Source organism: Flavobacterium sp. LHD-85, assembly GCF_030929595.1.
GTDB lineage: Bacteria > Bacteroidota > Bacteroidia > Flavobacteriales > Flavobacteriaceae > Flavobacterium.
The window spans coordinates 1-17,473 of the sequence record NZ_JAVFVR010000022.1; the positions used below are offsets into that span (position 1 = coordinate 1).

Below are 17,473 nucleotides of genomic sequence, written 5' to 3' on the forward strand. Positions count from 1 at the left end.
TTATCCTGTATAGTCAGGATGTTTTGAAATAAAATGTTTATCTACTTGTGATAATCTATTTCTTCTGATTTTCAATATTATCAATATCTTTTGATAATATTGAAGAATCAAAAAAATAAATTCATTCTTACTTTTACTAAATTGGCCTTTCAGATTCTGAAGGGCTTTTTTATGTATAAAAATTAATGCCATTAATCTTTCATATAGGAGAAACCATTATTACTGGCAATAGTAATTAAAGGCTGGATTGTTTCTTTAAATCGTACATAATCCCACCCGTTATCATCTAAATCAGGAAAAATACTAAGATATTCCTCCAAATATTTATTCTTGGAGTTATAACTTTTAACTACTTCAAAAGCTGTCTTCTGCAGAGTATAAAATTTATCAAAATGTTTATCTATCAAAGGGAGCTTATTACTTTTAAACGAATTAAAATTTTTATCAATTGGAATTAGATTCCAAATTAAATCATGAGAAACAAATGCATGAGGTACAAAATGGTCCAAAGCATATTTTTTCTCATCGAAAACCAATTTTTTATTTGTAAAAATACAATCTACTGCCCCCAATTCATTAAATACAAATTTCCAATATTCATTTGTTTGTTTAATTAGTGAATTTCTTGTAATTGTCTTGTATATTTTATTTGGAATATCCGGAACATTTGGATTTCTCTTTTGAAGAAAAATCGACAAATTCCAATAGCAGAAGCCCTTAAGTATCTTTGAATTTAGTTTAAGATAAGAAATCCAACTTGGATTTATCTCAATATGATTTTTTTCTAAACGATAGAGACAGCCATTATCAAAATTCTGCGAAAACAAATAGATCTCATTACGTGTTCCTGAAAACCAAGATGAAATAAACCAATGCGGAACATTTTTATCAAAATGATTCAAAATATTGATAGTCTCGATCTTCTTGGTATTTTCTAAAACAAAATTTATGACTTTTTTGTTTTCATTTATTGTTAGATTTTCGATTTTTATGATAGCCCTTACTGAATCTTGAATAAGATCCTGCTTACCAAAAGAAACATGAAAATAGTTAACGGTATACCAAGGATTACTTATCATTCTTGAGAATAGCTCCCTCTTTTTAATAATTATGTTCCCCTCCTCTACTAATTCAAGAATAGCTAAAAACCAATAAAACTTGTAAGTTGCAGAAGTATTAGCGAAAACTGAAGCCAATTTACCGACTGGTAAAAAATGTGAGTTTGGTAGGTCCATACAAACCAATTTAAATTAAAATATTTGAAGATAAATTTAGCTAAAAATTACATCTTATAAAGAATAATAAAAGGTAAAGATTCATACTTTATTCCAATTTAAATACTAATTACTAAATGTAGCAATATAAAATAGAACAAACCAGTACTTGATACTAACAAAAAATTATAAACAATAGTACCTATCTTAATTTTCAGATATTTAAAAACATAGATTAAATAATATAGCCATGGTTTGCAATGTACATAACCATCTTTATTTACTTCATGGCTACTTGATATTAAAGAAGATACAAACCATAAAATTTGGATCGCTTCCCTACGTCTTGCAAAAGGAATTCCGTCTTTTAAATTATTTAGATTTTGTTCAAGTGTACTTCGTGAAACAAAATCAATCACCAAGTGAACTTCTCCTTCAAAATGAGGATTATTATTAGATGATTGATACAAATTAACAGCATCATCTACATTAAGCATTGGAGAGCCTGTAAGCTCTTTATAAAAATATGCAAAGATGATCCATAAAAATTACATAAAATCTTTATAATTCATTTGATTACTAATCTATTTTAGGTTTCGAACACTAAAATATTACCAGATAACATAAAAAAGAGATATAAACAGCATTATTTATTAAACAATAAGACAAAATATTATTCACACAAATTAACAAAATAGTGATTTAACCTAATCTTTGTTTGATTTGTTTTTTCACTTTCAGAAATAGATTTAACTATCCTAACATCCTGAAAATTACAAGTATTAAAAAGCAAATCATTTGAAAACCAGCTCAAAGGTGATTTAATTTTACCATCAATCAATTCTTGAATCCAATTGTTAATAGTAGAATGCCAGTACTTTCCATCTTCATTCTGAATATAACCAATTATTGCACTATGATCTAAATTTACTCCATGAACATTATACTTGAATCGTTCAATTCCTCCAGAAAACTTAGTTGGATCACTACCCAAAACATATTCTTTTTCTCTATTAACAGGCATTGAAGTTGTTAATCGTTTAGCTTCAATAGTGAAAAAAGGTGTTGAATCAGAAAAATGTCTAAAAACGCCAATATCGACCCGCCTGTCTATACCTTTAATTTGTTTTTGTTTGGTTTCTGCTTGAAAAATAAACGCTTGGTCTTTGGAAAAATAGCTTAATGTTTTACCAAGCTGTTCATTTAAATTTTCTTCAGAATCAATTACATTACCTTTAAAATGTTCTTGAAACTTACATAGAGTTTCTTCTAAAAAAACAATTAGTTTTTCTTTAATTGTACCTTTTTTTATTGACGGATTAGGAGCATTACCTATTAAGTTATGGTTATCTTTTAGCATTAGTATCCAGCATAATAAAGATCAACAATAGTTTCATCAGCATCTCTTAAAGCAATAGATTGCAGCCAATACCTTAACTCTTTGGGTTTAATCAAATAGATTAAATCTCCATCATATATTTTTACAACTCTATTTATTCTGTAACTAGTCCCTATCTTATTGTAAACTAATTCAGAAATGTGATTTTCAATCTCTATTTCAGTCTTTAGAGTCCTGAATATAATGTTGTTTTCATCTCCATACTCAAAAATAGAACAAATAAAAGATTCTGTTTGATAAATGCTTTTTTGCAAATACTTTTTGGCTTTAGTTTCAAACAATGAATTCAAAATACCAGCAAATGTTTCTGCAAAACGATTCAAATCTTTTTCAGTCGTAACTTCTAAAGCTTTAACATTATTGTCTTTTCCTAAAAATTCTAAACCGTAATCCAATGTATCATTTATCAAAATTTTATCAAACTGCGTTAGTTCAATTTCTTCTTCATATTCTGGAAATGGTATACCTAAAATATCTTTCTGTAATGTAGTTTTTGTTGAACGGCTTACACCACTTCTGGCGCTAGTCGCTAGAATATAAAATCTATAAAGAGGATTATCTTTAATCCTAAAATAAACATTTTTTAATTCTTCCCTTTCACTTAAAGGAGAATGGATACCAATGATTTCATTTTTATATCCCAGTTTGAGATCGCTAAAAAAAACCGGAATTGAATGTGAACCAATATTCTTTTTAATCAATAATAATGGTGGTTCAAATATTTTTTCATTTCTAGGCCACTGAAAATATTTTGAAGTATTTTTTTCTGTTTTTTCAATCCCTTTTTCAGAAAAATATTCGGGTTCAACATAATCAAGGTCCATAAGGTAATCGGCTTCAGAATATCCTCCTTTTTTCTTTTCAAAATCAGATTCTACCAACTCTTCATCTTTTTTTCCTTTAATAAATCCATCACCATAAATCCATCCTTTTTTCTTTCTCTGATCTAAAAAATCTTTTAAACTTTGAAAACTAGTTAGTCTATTTATGAAAGGAACCAATCGACCACCACCAAGTAAATTAGATTTCCAAATAAAAGGATTATCTAAAGCATCCGTTTTACCTACTTTATGAAAATCATAATGATCAATCTCAAAATATTGACGCTCTTTTGCTGTCTTTAATTTTTTTACCGTAATATGATAAATAGGATTTTTGTCAGGAACTTTGTTTTCAAGAAAAAATGCAGAAACTGCTACATTTTTCTCATTCCCTTTATTTTTAAAAAGTGTATTACTTAAATAGGTAAAATCAATTATTTGAGGAATGTTGTATTCAGCAAACAACCATTTCCTAAAGTTTATAGGCTTTTGAGAATTATTATACAATAATGGACCAGAAGGTAATATAAAAGAAAGTAATCCTATCTCTTTTTTTAAAAGATTCATAGCTATTATAGTAAACAATAAAGCACTTTGATTATTAGGCACTTGTTCTACCAATTTTAATCCAGTAATAACACTATTAATTTTAGTTTCCCTTACTCCATATTCAATAAAAGGAGGATTACCAATAATTAAATCAAATTTTTTATCTATGTTTTTAGGATACCAGTCAAAAAAGTCTTCCCCTACAACATTATTACTTAAATCGTCAAAGCGAAGATTTTCCCATATAACTTTTGGTGACAAAATATCGCATAAAGTTAAGCTTAAACTAAAAATAGCTAAATCAACAGCTTCATTAGAAATATCAATACCATAAACACTGTCTTTTAATAAGCTTTTTAGTTCACTTAAATTTTCTTTACCAGGAAAAAACCATTCACCTGTCTTTTCATAATTTGAAACTCTCCACCAATCAATAATTCGTTTATAAGCAGAAACTAAAAAAATTCCTGAACCACAAGCTGGATCTAATATCTTAAAATTCTCTTTTGGATGATTGATAGGCATACACTCATCAATCATAAAACTAACCAAATACGAAGGGGTATAAGCAACTCCTGTACTATTATCAGCCTCTAAAAACATCTCATAAATACTACTGATTAACTCAATAGGTAGGTAATTAAATGAATATAATCTCCAAAAAACGAATTGATTTTTATCTAATACTCCTGATAAAAAATCAGCTAAAGGAGACAAATCTTTTACTTTTATTTGTTCTTTATAAGCATCTGATAAATAAAATATTTTACCATTAAAATGATTGCTCAAATATTCGAACAGGTTTAAAGTATATTGATTTCCCTTTCGAATTGTTTCTGTAAAATCAGTAGAAAATCCAAATTTTTCTTGATTAAAAAAATCAGTCGCAAAAACCCTTGTTTCTTTTCCATTTTCGTCAACATCTACTCTTTCTTCTAAGTATTTAACTAAAATCCCTAAAACTAAAAGCTTGCTTGCAATTGTTTTATCTAATTTAATTACATCAAGAAATTGATCTCTTGTTATTTTAAGTTGAGAAATAAGTTTTTCATAAGCAGTTTCTCCATAACCAAAATCATATTGGGTTTGTTCCCAGAAAGAACCATTGTCAAATTTTTTTGCTGAATATTCTTTATATTTTTTAACAGCATCACCAACTATTTTTAACGTCTCAAAAGGGGATACTTGTAAATCACCGCTTTTGGTTTGCTCAACAGGCTTAGATGAATTAAAAAATTTTATTTCCGATTTAGTAATTACTAAGTACAAACGAACTTCTGTACTACTCCAAACATTTTTATGAATTTCTACAACATCTTGTTCCTTTACGGTAAAATCAAAGATATAAAGTTGAGGCTTTGGGGGACTACTTAAATTCGGAAAATTTCTAAAATAAACAGCATCCGCTCCAACCTTTTTTGCTTTCTCAAGTGACAAACGTTGATAATAGTTGATATTTGCCTTATCAAGCTCACATGTACGAATTAAACCAAAGGAATTGCCATCAGCATTGAGCATCTCTAGCTGAGATAATCCACTAATATATTCATTTGTTTCTATATCCATTAACTATTTTCTTAGAATACAAAAATGCGAAAATTTGATTAAACTATGTAAGATTTCGGATTCTATTTTTAATAATTATAGAGCCTAGCTTACATAAATTACAGTATAAACTTAAATTATATAAAGCTACAACAAATAATTTTTAATTATATTATCTATAACCTTCTAACTATTACTCTACTACAACTCTTCAATTCTTAAGACCTCATTTCTAATTACCTTACTGCAACTTTCATTGAAAGTTTGCTTTATTGTAACTCTAATTTTATCATATTTTGGTACAGGAAACTGAACTAAGTCAGAAATATTTTTAAAACCAAAAGCCTTGGCGAGTAAAGGTAAATGCCGAGTAGAATACTTGTGTCTCTGAGTAAATGATTCTACATTACCTACAAAAGTTTTGGAAAGTCCCATTTTTAAACTTAAATTTTCCTTGCTCACACCTTGTTCTTTTCTCAAAAATTTTACATGATTTACTAATTCAAAATCAAATTGAGTCGTTTCAAATTCTAATATTTTATTCATAAGTTTATTTTTTTTATCCAACATGTTGGATATTTGAAGAATATTATTATATTTGTGTTAGCGAAATGACAATTAGCCAATTGCGCATAATAGACGATTATTTCTCGTTCCGTAAAGTCCTAATTTAGCAAACGAGAGTGTCGTGAAGTCGCTCCATGTCAAAAAGTTTCTTACTTTTGCATACGGCATGCGAGCGGTTCTCACGTAAGCTTTCAATTGCAACAATAATTTATTATTGTAGGTATTAGGACACCTGCGGATTGAAAGTGTGAGACCGCTCCTTGCTTTTTTTGCAAGCTATCTCACATTCCGAAATATCGTTCCATAAAAACTTATGTATGAGAACGAACTACTTTAAACCAGTTATTGTCCGTCCACCTTAAAGGTCAACTTTTTGATTGCCTTTACAAGACAAAACGAGGCATTTACATTATTAATTTACTCTCCTACGAGAATAACTTATTTGCAAAATATTTATAATAGCTTCTATTGAAAACTATCATAAATATTCACTCTTTCATTTTATACCTAGAATGTCGGCATAAATCTCTTTTAAACTTGCACTTTAAAAGTATATCCTTTATTTCTATTTCACAACTGAAAGTTTAAAATGTTTTCTAAAAATTCACATCAAAACAATTCCTTCAGATTAACTAAATTCTGATGGATGGATTGATTTGAATAAATAAAAATATCCATTACATGCAAGACAACCACAAGTAAACGGAGTTGAGACTTCCCAATCATTAACAAATAAACTTAAATGTGTATGAAATAAACCATTGAAGAAAAAATTTAAATTTCAACTTCATTTCAAGATAAAATAAAAGGTCCTCTAACTCTTCTTGGCGGTTGACTAGAGGACCATAGCTAATCAAATCATCGTTTAACTAACCAATCCAATATTATGAATAATTTTTCATTTTATAAGGATGGGAAAGCTATTTATTGCCTTTTTTTTATGTGGCTATGTCTGTCTTTCTCATCTCTTTTCGCCAAATCTTCGGATCGGCATAACATTTCTTTTCCTAAACAGCATAAGGTTCAGGGGACTGTAACAGACGGTACCAATCCTCTGCCTGGCGTCACCATTGCCATTAAAAATAAAAAAAACAATGCCGTAATTTCAGATTACAGCGGTCAATTTACACTCTCTTCCTCTCCATATGACACTCTGGTAGTATCATATATAGGTTTTAAAACTTCTCTAATTCCCATTCAGGGACGTTCAGTTGTAAACATCATACTTTTAACTGATACCAAAACACTACAGGAAGTAATTGTCAATGCAGGTTATTATAATGTAAAAGACAAAGAACGAACCGGAAGTATTGCCAGAATTACATCGAAGGATATAGCAACACAGCCTATAACGAATATTGTAGGTACTATGCAGGGCCGAATGGCAGGTGTAAACATTGTTCAGGAAAGCGGCATTCCGGGCGGCGGTTTTCAAATTAATATCCGGGGACTTAATAGTCTTAGGACCAGTGCAAATTCACCATTTTACCTCATCGATGGCGTTCCATACTCCAGTGATCCTATCAGCGACCGGCAGACTTCTACTTCAATTCCCGGTGACGGCAATCCTTTGGCCAGCATTAACCCGAATGATATTGAGAGCATTGAAGTGCTTAAAGATGCTGATGCAACTGCAATCTACGGTTCAAGAGGTGCGAACGGAGTAGTTTTGATAACCACAAAAAAAGGAAAAACAGGAAAAACCACTTTCAACATTGACACTAACCATTCATTTGGTAAAGTAACAAAAATGATGAAAATGATGAACACTGACCAATATCTTAAAATGCGCAGGGAAGCATTTGCTAATGACGGAATTACAACATACCCTGCTAACGCCTATGATGTGAACGGAACATGGGATCAGAACCGCTACACCGATTGGCAAAAAAAGCTTATTGGCGGGACGGCTGAAACATTTTTCATCCAAGCCACCGCAAGCGGTGGCACTGAACAATCACGATACCTCTTTAGCGGGAATTACAGAACCGAAAGCAGTGTTTATCCCGGCGATTTTTTATATAAAAAAGGCGGCGGCCGATTTAGTTTTAATCATAAGTCAGTAGACAATCGCTTCATTTTTAATTTTTCAGCAAGTTATATGGCACAAGACAATGATCTTCCGTGGATAGATTTTGTAACCTTATCACGTCAGCTTGCACCGAATGCTCCAAATTTATACGACCAATATGGAAACTTGAACTGGGAAAACAATACTTGGGAGAATCCCTTAGCAAATCTAGAAAGCAAAAGTTTAGCAAACACAACGGATTTGATCGCGAATTCTGTTATTTCTTATAAAATAATTGACAACCTGTTAATTAAGTCCAATTTTGGATTTACAGACTTAAAGAATATTGACAGTCGCTCACTTCCTTCCACAATGTATAATCCCTCATTTAATCTTACCAGTCAGCAATCATCAATTTATCAAAATCAGTTTAACAGAAACTCATGGATTGTTGAACCGCAGCTAAACTGGAATAAAACTTTTGGACGCTCTTCATTCGACATTCTTGCAGGTACAACATATCAAAATCAAAAAAGCGAGAAATTAGCATTTCTCTCCAGCGGATTTTCAAGCAACAGTCTGCTTTATAATAGTTCATCAGCATCGCAGACCGTTATTCTAAATAACGATGAAATCATCTATAAATATCAAGCCTTTTTTGGGCGTCTAAACTACACCTATGACAGCAAATATATAATTAATCTGACTGCCAGAAGGGACGGTTCAAGCCGATTTGGTCCTGGTAAACAGTTTTCAACTTTTGGAGCAGCAGGGCTTGCCTGGATATTCTCTAATGAATCATTTATAAAAGATAAAGTTAATTTTTTAAGTTTTGGAAAATTGCGCACAAGTTATGGAACAACTGGAAATGACCAGATTGGAGACTATCAATTTCTAGATACCTACCTCAGTTCCAACTTAAATTACGGGGGCGTCATTGGCCTGCTTCCTGCCCGTTTATACAACCCTGATTTTAGCTGGGAAACAAATAAGAAGTGGGAAGGTTCCTTGGAACTGGGTTTTCTACGCGACAGAATTTTTCTAACAACCTCCTACTATAAAAACCGGTCTTCTAACCAACTGGTTGGCTTACCTCTTCCGGGAACTACCGGATTTGCCTCAATTCAGCAGAACCTTAATGCAGAAGTGGAAAATTATGGACTTGAAGTAACCTTACATATAAATCCCTTTAAGACCAAAAATTTCACATGGACGGCTGACTTCAATATAACTAAAGCAGGTAATAAACTTCTCTCATATCCCGGTTTGGAAAACTCAAGTTATAGAAGTCAATTTGTAGTGGGCCAGCCAACTACAATTCGAAAATTATTTAACTTCAAATCGGTTGATCCTCAAACAGGTCTGTATCAATTTGAAGATGTAAACGGAGATGGAATCATTTCCTATGAATATGACCGCGAAACAGTTAGAGATTTCAATCCTGAATTTTACGGAGGATTGAACAATCTGCTTACTTTTAAAGGACTGCAACTCGACTTTCTTTTTCAATTTGTGAAACAAGAGAACTTTAATTTTGCTAATACCCAGCGCTCGGCAGGACATTTCGCCAATAAACCAACTGAATATGTTGACAGCTGGAGTCAGCCCGGGAATATAGCGCCCTATCAGAGATATGCAACAAACACAAATCAATCAGCCTCACAGCGTAGTGAATTCTTCAGTTTAAGTACGGGGGCTGTAAGTGATGCATCATTTATAAGGCTTAAAAACGTCTCGCTATCTTACAATTTCCCTAAAGAGTTAACACCTAATATGGGCTGCCGTCTATCATTTCAGGCACAAAATCTTTTTACAATAACTTCTTATAAGGGAGCAGATCCTGAATTTACACTAGGGGGTACATTACCGCCTCTGCGGATTTATTCTCTTGGAATGCAGTTTACATTTTAATATCAAAAGCAGTTACTTATGAAAAAATATTTTTTTAAGAAAGTTTACTATATAAAGCTAATAATCTGTGGATTATTAATCATTAGTTATAGTTGTGACAATTTTGTCGAAATAGAGCAGCCTAATTCACAATTGATCACTGAATCCGTCTATAGGGATGCTGCCACGGCAAATGCTGCTATGACTGATATTTATGCGCAGATGCGAGAACAGGGTTTAATTACTGGAAAAATTAATGGCCTTTCCTGTCTTTTGGGAACTTATGCAGACGAGCTCATTTCATTTGAAGATGGAATTTATACAACAGCACCTTTTTATTCCAATACATTATCCCCATCAATGACATACATTTCAAATATATGGAACAGGACATACAGCCAGATATATGCAGTAAATGCAGTAATAGAAGGAGTTGAAAATTCAACTGCACTATCACAAGATGTAAAAAAACAATTAAAGGGAGAAGCTTTATTTCTCCGAGGCTTTCTACACTTCCATCTTGTTAATCTATATGGTGATGTGCCTTACATTACTACAACAGACTATAATAAAAATAAAAATGCAGTGAGAATAAACAGCACCGAAGTAAATCAAAAAGTAATTAACGACTTGAAAGATGCAGCGAGTTTGCTTGGAAAAACATACAGCCAATCGGACAGAATCCGTCCAAATCGTTCAGCAGTTCAGTCAGTACTGGCAAGAGTTTATTTGTATAACAATAATTACGAAGAAGCTCAAACAATGGCGTCGGCTGTTTTAAATGAAAAATCATTGTATAGTATTGGTACTAATCTCAATACTGTATTTTTAAAAGACAGCCCGGCCACAATATGGCAGTTATCATCGGGCCCAAATGGTGCCAATACCTATCAAGGTGCTACCTTTATTTTTCAGGCGGGTCCGCCTTCCAGGGTTTCGCTTACTGAAAGTTTAATTACTCAGTTTGAAACAAATGATTTAAGAAAAACTTCATGGATAAAAACCGTTACAAATGGAAACAACAAATGGTACCATCCTTTTAAATACAAGCAAAACAACAATACATCTGTCACTCAGGAAAATTCTGTTGTACTGAGACTTGAAGAACAATACTTAATCCGGGCTGAAGCCAGAGCCATGCAAGGAGAGCTGAACGGCGCAGTTGAAGATTTAAATGTAATCCGCAATCGTGCCGGATTATCAGGAACGGCCGCAGTTTCTCAAAATGATATACTTAAAGCCATAGAACATGAAAGAAGAGTTGAATTATTCAGCGAATTCGGGCATCGTTTTTTTGACCTAAAAAGATGGAATCAGTTAGAGAATGTTTTAGGTACAAAAACCGGATGGAACACAACAGATTCACTTTGGCCACTTCCCTTGTCCGAAATGAACTCAAATCCATTTTTAACTCCACAAAATCCCGGATATTAATATGATTCTATTTTTCAATACAAAGAAGATTTTTTGTTGCATTTACAACTTTAGAGTCTTAAATCTTATTTTATTACTATTCGCTAATACCTTAAGCGGTCAGGTAAAATTAAAAAAGAATATAACAGTTTCTGATTACAGTAAGTGGGGTACTTTGATGAATCAATCACTTTCAAAAAAAGGAGATTGGGCTTCTTACTGCATGAAGTATGACGACGCCCCAGACACACTTTTCGTGAAAAACGTCGAAAATAAAATCAGCTTTCAATTCCCTAATGCAAATGAAGGTATGTTTATTAATGAAAAGCTTTTCATTTTTTTAGACAAAGCAAGATCACTGCATTCACTTGATTTAGAAAAAGGAACACTTATAAAACTAGATAGTATCCAGAAATATTCTGTCTCACCAGATAATCGATATCTAATAACATTAGAACAAAACAAAAAGGAAAACTTATTGTCGATAAGAAATTTAGAAGGCAAAATTCTAGAGATGATTTCAGGTGTTAAGGAATACAAAATGAATAATTTTGGTAATGCTTTGGTTGGCTTTATTGATAACCAAGAGATTAAAAGTGTTTTATTAATTAAACTAGGCGCAGTCATTTCAAAAATTAAAATTTTGGAAGGAAGCCAGGGAATTTATTCTAATTTAACGTGGAGCGAAAGCAGCGGCTCATTTGCATTTTTAGCTCAAAACAGTAAACAAAACCAAAACAAGTTATTTCATTATTTGGTTAAACAAAAGACACTCTCCAAATTTATTCCTCAGAGTACAGAGGACTTCCCTGAGGGATTTCAAGTAAGTACATTGCCTAATACTTTAACCATCTCCACAGACGACACCCGTTTGATCTTCAATATTTCTAAAACGCTCAAATCTGAAATTCTCGATCCGGTCCAAATTTGGAACACGAATGATGCAGTTGTCTATTCAGAAAAAGTGCATTCAGGAGAATTAGACAATACACTTATTACAGTTTCATGGCAACCGCAAAACGGAAGATTTTTAAAAATAACAGACAATGACAAACCTTACTGTGTACTGAACAATTCCAAAGATTTTGCCTTGGTCTTTGGCTTTAACAAGGGTAAACCCCAATACAGTGAGAATCGAAAAGTAGACTACTATGTGACAGATCTTAAAACAGGCAGCCAGCATCTGCTTCTTCAAGATCATCTGACGGGCCTGCACAACACCAGTATATCTCCCAGAGGTTCATACATTGCTTACTTAAGCAATAATGACTGGTGGGTCTATGATTTTAAGACAAAACTAAAAATAAAACTTGCCAATACAGATAGCATAAATTTTGAAAACATAGAATATGCTCAGGAACAAAAGTCACATGGCATCGGCGGCTGGAGCTCAGACGAGAAGTATATACTGCTGTATGACCGTTTTGATATTTGGAAAGCATCTTTAGACGGAAAAAAAACTTCAAAAATAACCAGAGGTCAAGAAAAAAAAATAAAATTCAGAACTGTAGTCAGTGACAAAAAAGTTTTTTTCCCTAATTCAGGAAATATTGGCCAGGAAGTAGACTTAAACAAACCAATTACACTATCCGCTACAGGTGAAAACGAAACTGGTTTTTTCGTACTTTCTCCAACAGGAGAGCTCAAAGAGATTTGTTATGGCGGATCTTTACAATCCAAAATTTCAAAATCCGCTAATGCTGATAAATTTATATACATAACTCAGTCCTATGACTCTCCTCCGAGTCTCGTTTATCTAAACCCTAAGACAAAGGAAAAAAAGCTAGTCTTCCAGAGTAATATTCATCATTTTAATTATAATTGGGGTAGACAGGAATTCATAAAGTACAAAAATTCAGCAAATGAGGAGTTGAATGGAACTTTGTATTATCCTTTTAATTATGACGCTACAATTAAATATCCAATGCTTGTATTTGTATATGAAGAACTCAGCTATAGGAATCTATATTATACTAATCCTTCCCGATATAACTTGACAGGATTTAATCTATCGTCCTTGACAGCAGCAGGCTATTTTGTTTTAATGCCTGACATTAAATATAAAATCGGTGATACTGGTTTCTCCGCTGTCGATTGTGTACTGGCTGCGACTAAAAAAGTAATAGAATCAGGAATAGTAGATAAAGAAAGAATAGCATTGATGGGACAATCCTTCGGTGGTTATGAGACTAATTTTATCGTTACTCAAACTAATCTCTTTAAGACAGCTATTTCAGGAGTGTCAATTTTTGATTTGGAAAGGATGTATTTATCAATAAGTGAAAGTTCAGGAAAACCTGAATTATGGAGATTTGAATCACAGCAGTGGAGAATGGGTACTTCCTTATTCGAAGGAAGAGAGAATTATGAACGAAATTCTCCATCAACTTATGTGAAAAGTATAAGTACTCCAATGTTAATTTGGTCTGGAACTGAAGACAGACAGGTAAATCCTGATCAAAGTGTTGCATTATATCTCGCGTTAAGAAGATTGGAGAAAAAAGGCATTTTACTTATGTATCCAACAGAATCGCACTCTTTAATGCTTAAAAAAAGCCAGATTGATTTATATAATCGTCTTAATGATTGGCTGGCTTTTTATTTAAAAAACGAGCCTCCAAAAGATTGGATTAAAAAAGCATTACAATAAAAAAAGCAGACAATAACAAATTATTGTCTGCTTGATTCTCAGCCTAATCGATGATATTAAGGCTGATGTGTAAGCAATTCAGTACAATCGGAAGCAGGTGTTGGTTTTCCATACATTTGATTATTGGATGCATCAACACAAAAAGCTTCGCTTATATTATTACACTCACGTACAGGCTCGCAGTTAGAAGGTGCGATTCTTTTCCATCCCTGAACATCTGTAGTCTTGATAGCACTCACTGAGTTGCTGGTGCTCACTGCTCCTGCAGAAGCCATTACAAAAGCAGCCACTGGCAGAAGTAATTTAATTGATAAAACTTTCATGATTTCTAAAATTTAATATGAAATAAAATTGATCTACTCTATTCTACAGGTTTTCGATCTCACTCCTGTTGCCGGCCCGACATATAACATTTTAAAATTTGAATTTATTTTTAAGCGGATTACTGAACTTGTATGAAACCATTCTACTTCCTGTAATAATATAGATATGTGAATCTGTGGCTATCATATCATCTATTTTTTCTCCATCCACCTTGTAGATATAAAAACTCATTAAATAAGATTTATTAAGTACATTATAAACATCAATTACATTGGCATTTTGCCACATTTTTTTCCCTTCAAATCGCCCTGGCAGCATAGAATTGACAAATAGTAAATTACGATGAAGCGTGCTAAGGCGGTTAACCAATAATGGAGGGTTTGAAAATGTACGTTGGTTTTTAGATTTTATATATTCAATTTTCAGTGAAGCCTTACTAGTGGTGTCAATTGTGTTACCTCTGTGCAATAGTTTAAGTTTCTTATCAGTCACTATATATTCGTTTCTATAATAATATAGATATACAAATTTCTCTGTCTCTTTACTGTACTGCAAAATACCATCTGTATCAAAGAGACCATCAGACTGCTTTTGGAGGAGTTCATATGAAGGCTGTAACTTAGAACTCGATATATCCAATAGTGAAAGTAAATTTTCCCTTTTATTGTTCAGATTCCGAATTATAAATGTGGTAGAATCTATAACGGAAGCTTTTGTAAATCCGGGTATCCTTGCTGTCTGCAATTCAGCTTTTAACTGGTCGAGTCTTCCTCTAAAAATGCACGGAACTTTACCATCATATACAAAAAAATAAGGAGGCATCACTTTTAGCTTTATGTTCAGAAATCTAAAGAGAGTATCTGTAATTTGAAAATGATAAGTCCGCATTTGACCAAAATCTGTACGAACTTCAGTTATAACTGCAGGCGCCGTAGGGTTTCCTAGGTATAGTTTATCTCCATTCTGGCCTGCAAAATAATAGGTGTTAGCTTTTAGATTTTGAGCCGCTTCACGCGTAGCAGGAAATGGTGGAAATATTCTGGTAAAATTATTCTGCTTATGTGCTAATTCATCTGATCGTATATAAAGTCCAACCATTAGAATAATACAAGAAACAATAGAGACTGTAATTCTTTTATAGAGACGTAATCCATCTGTTTCCAAAAAATATAATGCAATTAAGGCAAGAATGGAGAAAAAAATATTGAAATAAAAGTGCTGGTCCCAGTTCATTTTTTCCAAAATTCCTCCACAGGAACAAGGGATATAAGAACTGTAATTTAAGATTAAATAAATATAAATCGAGAACATAACAATTAGTCCAAACCCCGCATACAAACCTGCTTTTCTGAATTTAGGCACTCCTAAAAGTGCACCTATAAGTATTTCTGCTGCAGGTACAAGAAATGCCAGATAAGCTGCAAATGAACTGATTAAAGGTGATTGCCCTAATTGAACTTGAAAGTTTTCAAAGTCTAAAAGTTTACTGACTGCCGCATAAATAAAAAGTAATATATAAACAAGACAGATAACCTCAACTATAATTTTTTTTAAGCTCGTATTTGTTTTCAGTATCATATTTAAGTCCTTTAAATTCAACAATGTAAAATTCTGAATTCCAAAACCATAACACTTATACTATCGGGAGCAAAAATTGATTAAGAAGGATTAAGGTCTTCCAGAGGAAAAAGACTTCCGGTTTTACCTCTGCCGAGTTCTTTAGGAGAAAATCCAAACTGCTTCTTGAATGATTTCGAAAAATTGGGATAGCTGTTAAAACCATTCATAAAGGAAATATTCTTTAGAGGAATATCGGTCTGCTCTATCATAAGATAAGCCCTTTTGAGGCGTTGTTCTGTATAGAACTTGCACACGCTTGTATGGAAAAAATGTCTGAATCCATCTTTGAGTTTAAAATCATTTGTACCGAACTGTCTTGCCAGTTCCTTAATGGACGGCAATGGCTCTGTTAAATTTGCCAGCACATAATCATAAACACGCTGTATCAGCCGCGCATCAGTTTGTTTGAAATTATAATGCCTGTTTAATTTAATTTCAATCAATTCCGAAGCATTTTCATGAACTTGCAGAAAGGGAGCAACAAAACTAAGGACGGTAAACTTACCATCCGATAATCGGGATACCGAACACTCGGCAGTTACTATCAGCTTTTCAAGTGTTATAAAATTCAATGTGATGATCTCGCCTGATAAAAGCATTTCTTCCAATTCTTTTCTCTCAAGCTCAGACATACTGCTAAAGTCATCGATTAAGAAATCCTGTATCGGGTGTCTGAGCATTTCTGATGCATTGTAACCCAAAATTTCCAAGGCACCCTGATTTACATTTTTTATAGAATGGTCCTCATCTAAAATAAAAGTTGCAGGAGTTACCATCCTGTGGGTAATATAGGGATTTACAAAACCGGAATGAAAGGCGGATTCTTTGAGCTCTTCGGCAACCATGTTTACCAGAACTACCAGTGTTTCAATTTCATCATCATAGATGCTCAGAGGAATATGACCATTGAAATTGCCCTGTGCCATCTCAAATAACATCTTGTGCATTGATAGCAGCCGCTGGCGATTGTGGGGTCTTTTCATCGGTTCTGATTTTAAATATATTGGTCTGCCTGTTAAGACCTTTTCTAAAGAAAGCCTTTAAGATAATCTATCGCCTCCTGTTCAACAGTAAAAATTTGTGTAGGTACAGAGGGCTTACTAATCTGCAGATAAAAAGTGCTCATAGTCATTGAAACATTCTCACTGCCCATCAGAGCGACTGCTTTTGCAAGCAGTGAGCCGGATTTGGCGAGATAGTCTCTGGCAGCTTTGTCAATTGAGATGATACCCCTGGTATCACAGAAGACCGGAAGGTGCCTTTCATTTTGAAATGCAATCCTGTCTGCCACTACGCGCATTGCTACCTGCAGATCTATTGCCGAATTAGCTTTATATTCGAAAAAGAGAATCCCCTTTTCAATCCAAAACTTTGCATTCTGATTCTCATAAGATTCATGTGCCGCAATCATGTCCTATCAGTTTTTAAATAAAGGGTTGTAATTTAACAAAAATATAAAGATTAAGAAAC

Annotated in this window: 12 protein-coding genes; 3 read left to right on the plus strand and 9 right to left on the minus strand. The window is 33.0% G+C overall.

The window, feature by feature from the left end; translation table 11 throughout:
* Positions 1-191 precede the first annotated feature (191 nt).
* The 5 genes from RB618_RS22655 to RB618_RS22675 all read right to left on the minus strand — a co-directional run bounded on the left by RB618_RS22655 (position 192) and on the right by RB618_RS22675 (position 6,074).
* On the minus strand, positions 192-1,235 hold the full coding sequence (locus RB618_RS22655; protein ID WP_308070902.1) for an HNH endonuclease domain-containing protein: 1,044 nt from the start codon (positions 1,233-1,235) through the stop codon (positions 192-194).
* Positions 1,236-1,333: 98 nt separating this feature from the next.
* Positions 1,334-1,711, minus strand: coding sequence for a hypothetical protein (locus RB618_RS22660; RefSeq protein ID WP_308070904.1), 378 nt, complete (start codon positions 1,709-1,711; stop codon positions 1,334-1,336).
* Positions 1,712-1,887: 176 nt separating this feature from the next.
* Positions 1,888-2,574, minus strand: a complete 687-nt coding sequence (locus RB618_RS22665; RefSeq protein WP_308070906.1) for a hypothetical protein — start codon at positions 2,572-2,574, stop codon at positions 1,888-1,890.
* On the minus strand, positions 2,574-5,549 hold the full coding sequence (locus RB618_RS22670) for an Eco57I restriction-modification methylase domain-containing protein (protein ID WP_308070907.1): 2,976 nt from the start codon (positions 5,547-5,549) through the stop codon (positions 2,574-2,576). The genes RB618_RS22665 and RB618_RS22670 overlap by 1 nt, the downstream gene beginning before the upstream one ends.
* Before the next feature lie 180 nt (positions 5,550-5,729).
* Positions 5,730-6,074: a helix-turn-helix transcriptional regulator gene (locus tag RB618_RS22675; protein WP_308070908.1), complete on the minus strand. Its 345-nt coding sequence runs from the start codon at positions 6,072-6,074 to the stop codon at positions 5,730-5,732.
* Positions 6,075-6,981: 907 nt separating this feature from the next.
* Between RB618_RS22675 and RB618_RS22680 the strand changes: the two genes are divergently transcribed.
* The 3 genes from RB618_RS22680 to RB618_RS22690 are packed head-to-tail and all read left to right on the plus strand — an operon-like array spanning position 6,982 to position 14,059.
* The gene (locus tag RB618_RS22680; protein WP_308070909.1) at positions 6,982-10,017 is read left to right on the plus strand and encodes a SusC/RagA family TonB-linked outer membrane protein; all 3,036 of its coding nucleotides are present in this window, start codon (positions 6,982-6,984) and stop codon (positions 10,015-10,017) included.
* 18 nt (positions 10,018-10,035) lie between these two features.
* A complete protein-coding gene (locus tag RB618_RS22685; protein ID WP_308070910.1) occupies positions 10,036-11,430 on the plus strand; it encodes a RagB/SusD family nutrient uptake outer membrane protein in 1,395 nt (464 codons plus the stop codon).
* Between the two features lies 1 nt (position 11,431).
* Positions 11,432-14,059, plus strand: a complete 2,628-nt coding sequence (locus tag RB618_RS22690; protein ID WP_308070911.1) for a prolyl oligopeptidase family serine peptidase — start codon at positions 11,432-11,434, stop codon at positions 14,057-14,059.
* Positions 14,060-14,115: 56 nt separating this feature from the next.
* Here the strand turns inward: RB618_RS22690 and RB618_RS22695 are convergent, their stop codons facing one another.
* From RB618_RS22695 to RB618_RS22710, 4 genes are all read right to left on the minus strand, one after another.
* Positions 14,116-14,382 carry a DUF6520 family protein gene (locus RB618_RS22695; protein ID WP_308070912.1) on the minus strand — a complete coding sequence of 89 codons (267 nt, stop codon included), beginning with the start codon at positions 14,380-14,382 and terminating at the stop codon, positions 14,116-14,118.
* 91 nt (positions 14,383-14,473) lie between these two features.
* Positions 14,474-15,961: a MauE/DoxX family redox-associated membrane protein gene (locus RB618_RS22700; RefSeq protein WP_308070913.1), complete on the minus strand. Its 1,488-nt coding sequence runs from the start codon at positions 15,959-15,961 to the stop codon at positions 14,474-14,476.
* A gap of 80 nt (positions 15,962-16,041) precedes the next feature.
* Positions 16,042-16,986, minus strand: coding sequence for a helix-turn-helix domain-containing protein (locus tag RB618_RS22705; RefSeq protein WP_308070914.1), 945 nt, complete (start codon positions 16,984-16,986; stop codon positions 16,042-16,044).
* A 44-nt stretch (positions 16,987-17,030) separates the two neighbouring features.
* Positions 17,031-17,414, minus strand: coding sequence for a hypothetical protein (locus RB618_RS22710; RefSeq protein ID WP_308070915.1), 384 nt, complete (start codon positions 17,412-17,414; stop codon positions 17,031-17,033).
* Positions 17,415-17,473: the final 59 nt, after the last annotated feature.

Excerpts from the sequence above, each read along its gene's own strand:
- RB618_RS22655 (WP_308070902.1), bottom strand. The coding sequence starts at position 1,235 with ATGGACCTACCAAACTCACATTTTTTACCAGTCGGTAAATTGGCTTCA.
- RB618_RS22660 (WP_308070904.1), bottom strand. The coding sequence starts at position 1,711 with ATGCTTAATGTAGATGATGCTGTTAATTTGTATCAATCATCTAATAAT.
- RB618_RS22665 (WP_308070906.1), bottom strand. The coding sequence starts at position 2,574 with ATGCTAAAAGATAACCATAACTTAATAGGTAATGCTCCTAATCCGTCA.
- RB618_RS22670 (WP_308070907.1), bottom strand. The coding sequence starts at position 5,549 with ATGGATATAGAAACAAATGAATATATTAGTGGATTATCTCAGCTAGAG.
- RB618_RS22675 (WP_308070908.1), bottom strand. The coding sequence starts at position 6,074 with ATGAATAAAATATTAGAATTTGAAACGACTCAATTTGATTTTGAATTA.
- RB618_RS22680 (WP_308070909.1), top strand. The coding sequence starts at position 6,982 with ATGAATAATTTTTCATTTTATAAGGATGGGAAAGCTATTTATTGCCTT.
- RB618_RS22685 (WP_308070910.1), top strand. The coding sequence starts at position 10,036 with ATGAAAAAATATTTTTTTAAGAAAGTTTACTATATAAAGCTAATAATC.
- RB618_RS22690 (WP_308070911.1), top strand. The coding sequence starts at position 11,432 with ATGATTCTATTTTTCAATACAAAGAAGATTTTTTGTTGCATTTACAAC.
- RB618_RS22695 (WP_308070912.1), bottom strand. The coding sequence starts at position 14,382 with ATGAAAGTTTTATCAATTAAATTACTTCTGCCAGTGGCTGCTTTTGTA.
- RB618_RS22700 (WP_308070913.1), bottom strand. The coding sequence starts at position 15,961 with ATGATACTGAAAACAAATACGAGCTTAAAAAAAATTATAGTTGAGGTT.
- RB618_RS22705 (WP_308070914.1), bottom strand. The coding sequence starts at position 16,986 with ATGAAAAGACCCCACAATCGCCAGCGGCTGCTATCAATGCACAAGATG.
- RB618_RS22710 (WP_308070915.1), bottom strand. The coding sequence starts at position 17,414 with ATGATTGCGGCACATGAATCTTATGAGAATCAGAATGCAAAGTTTTGG.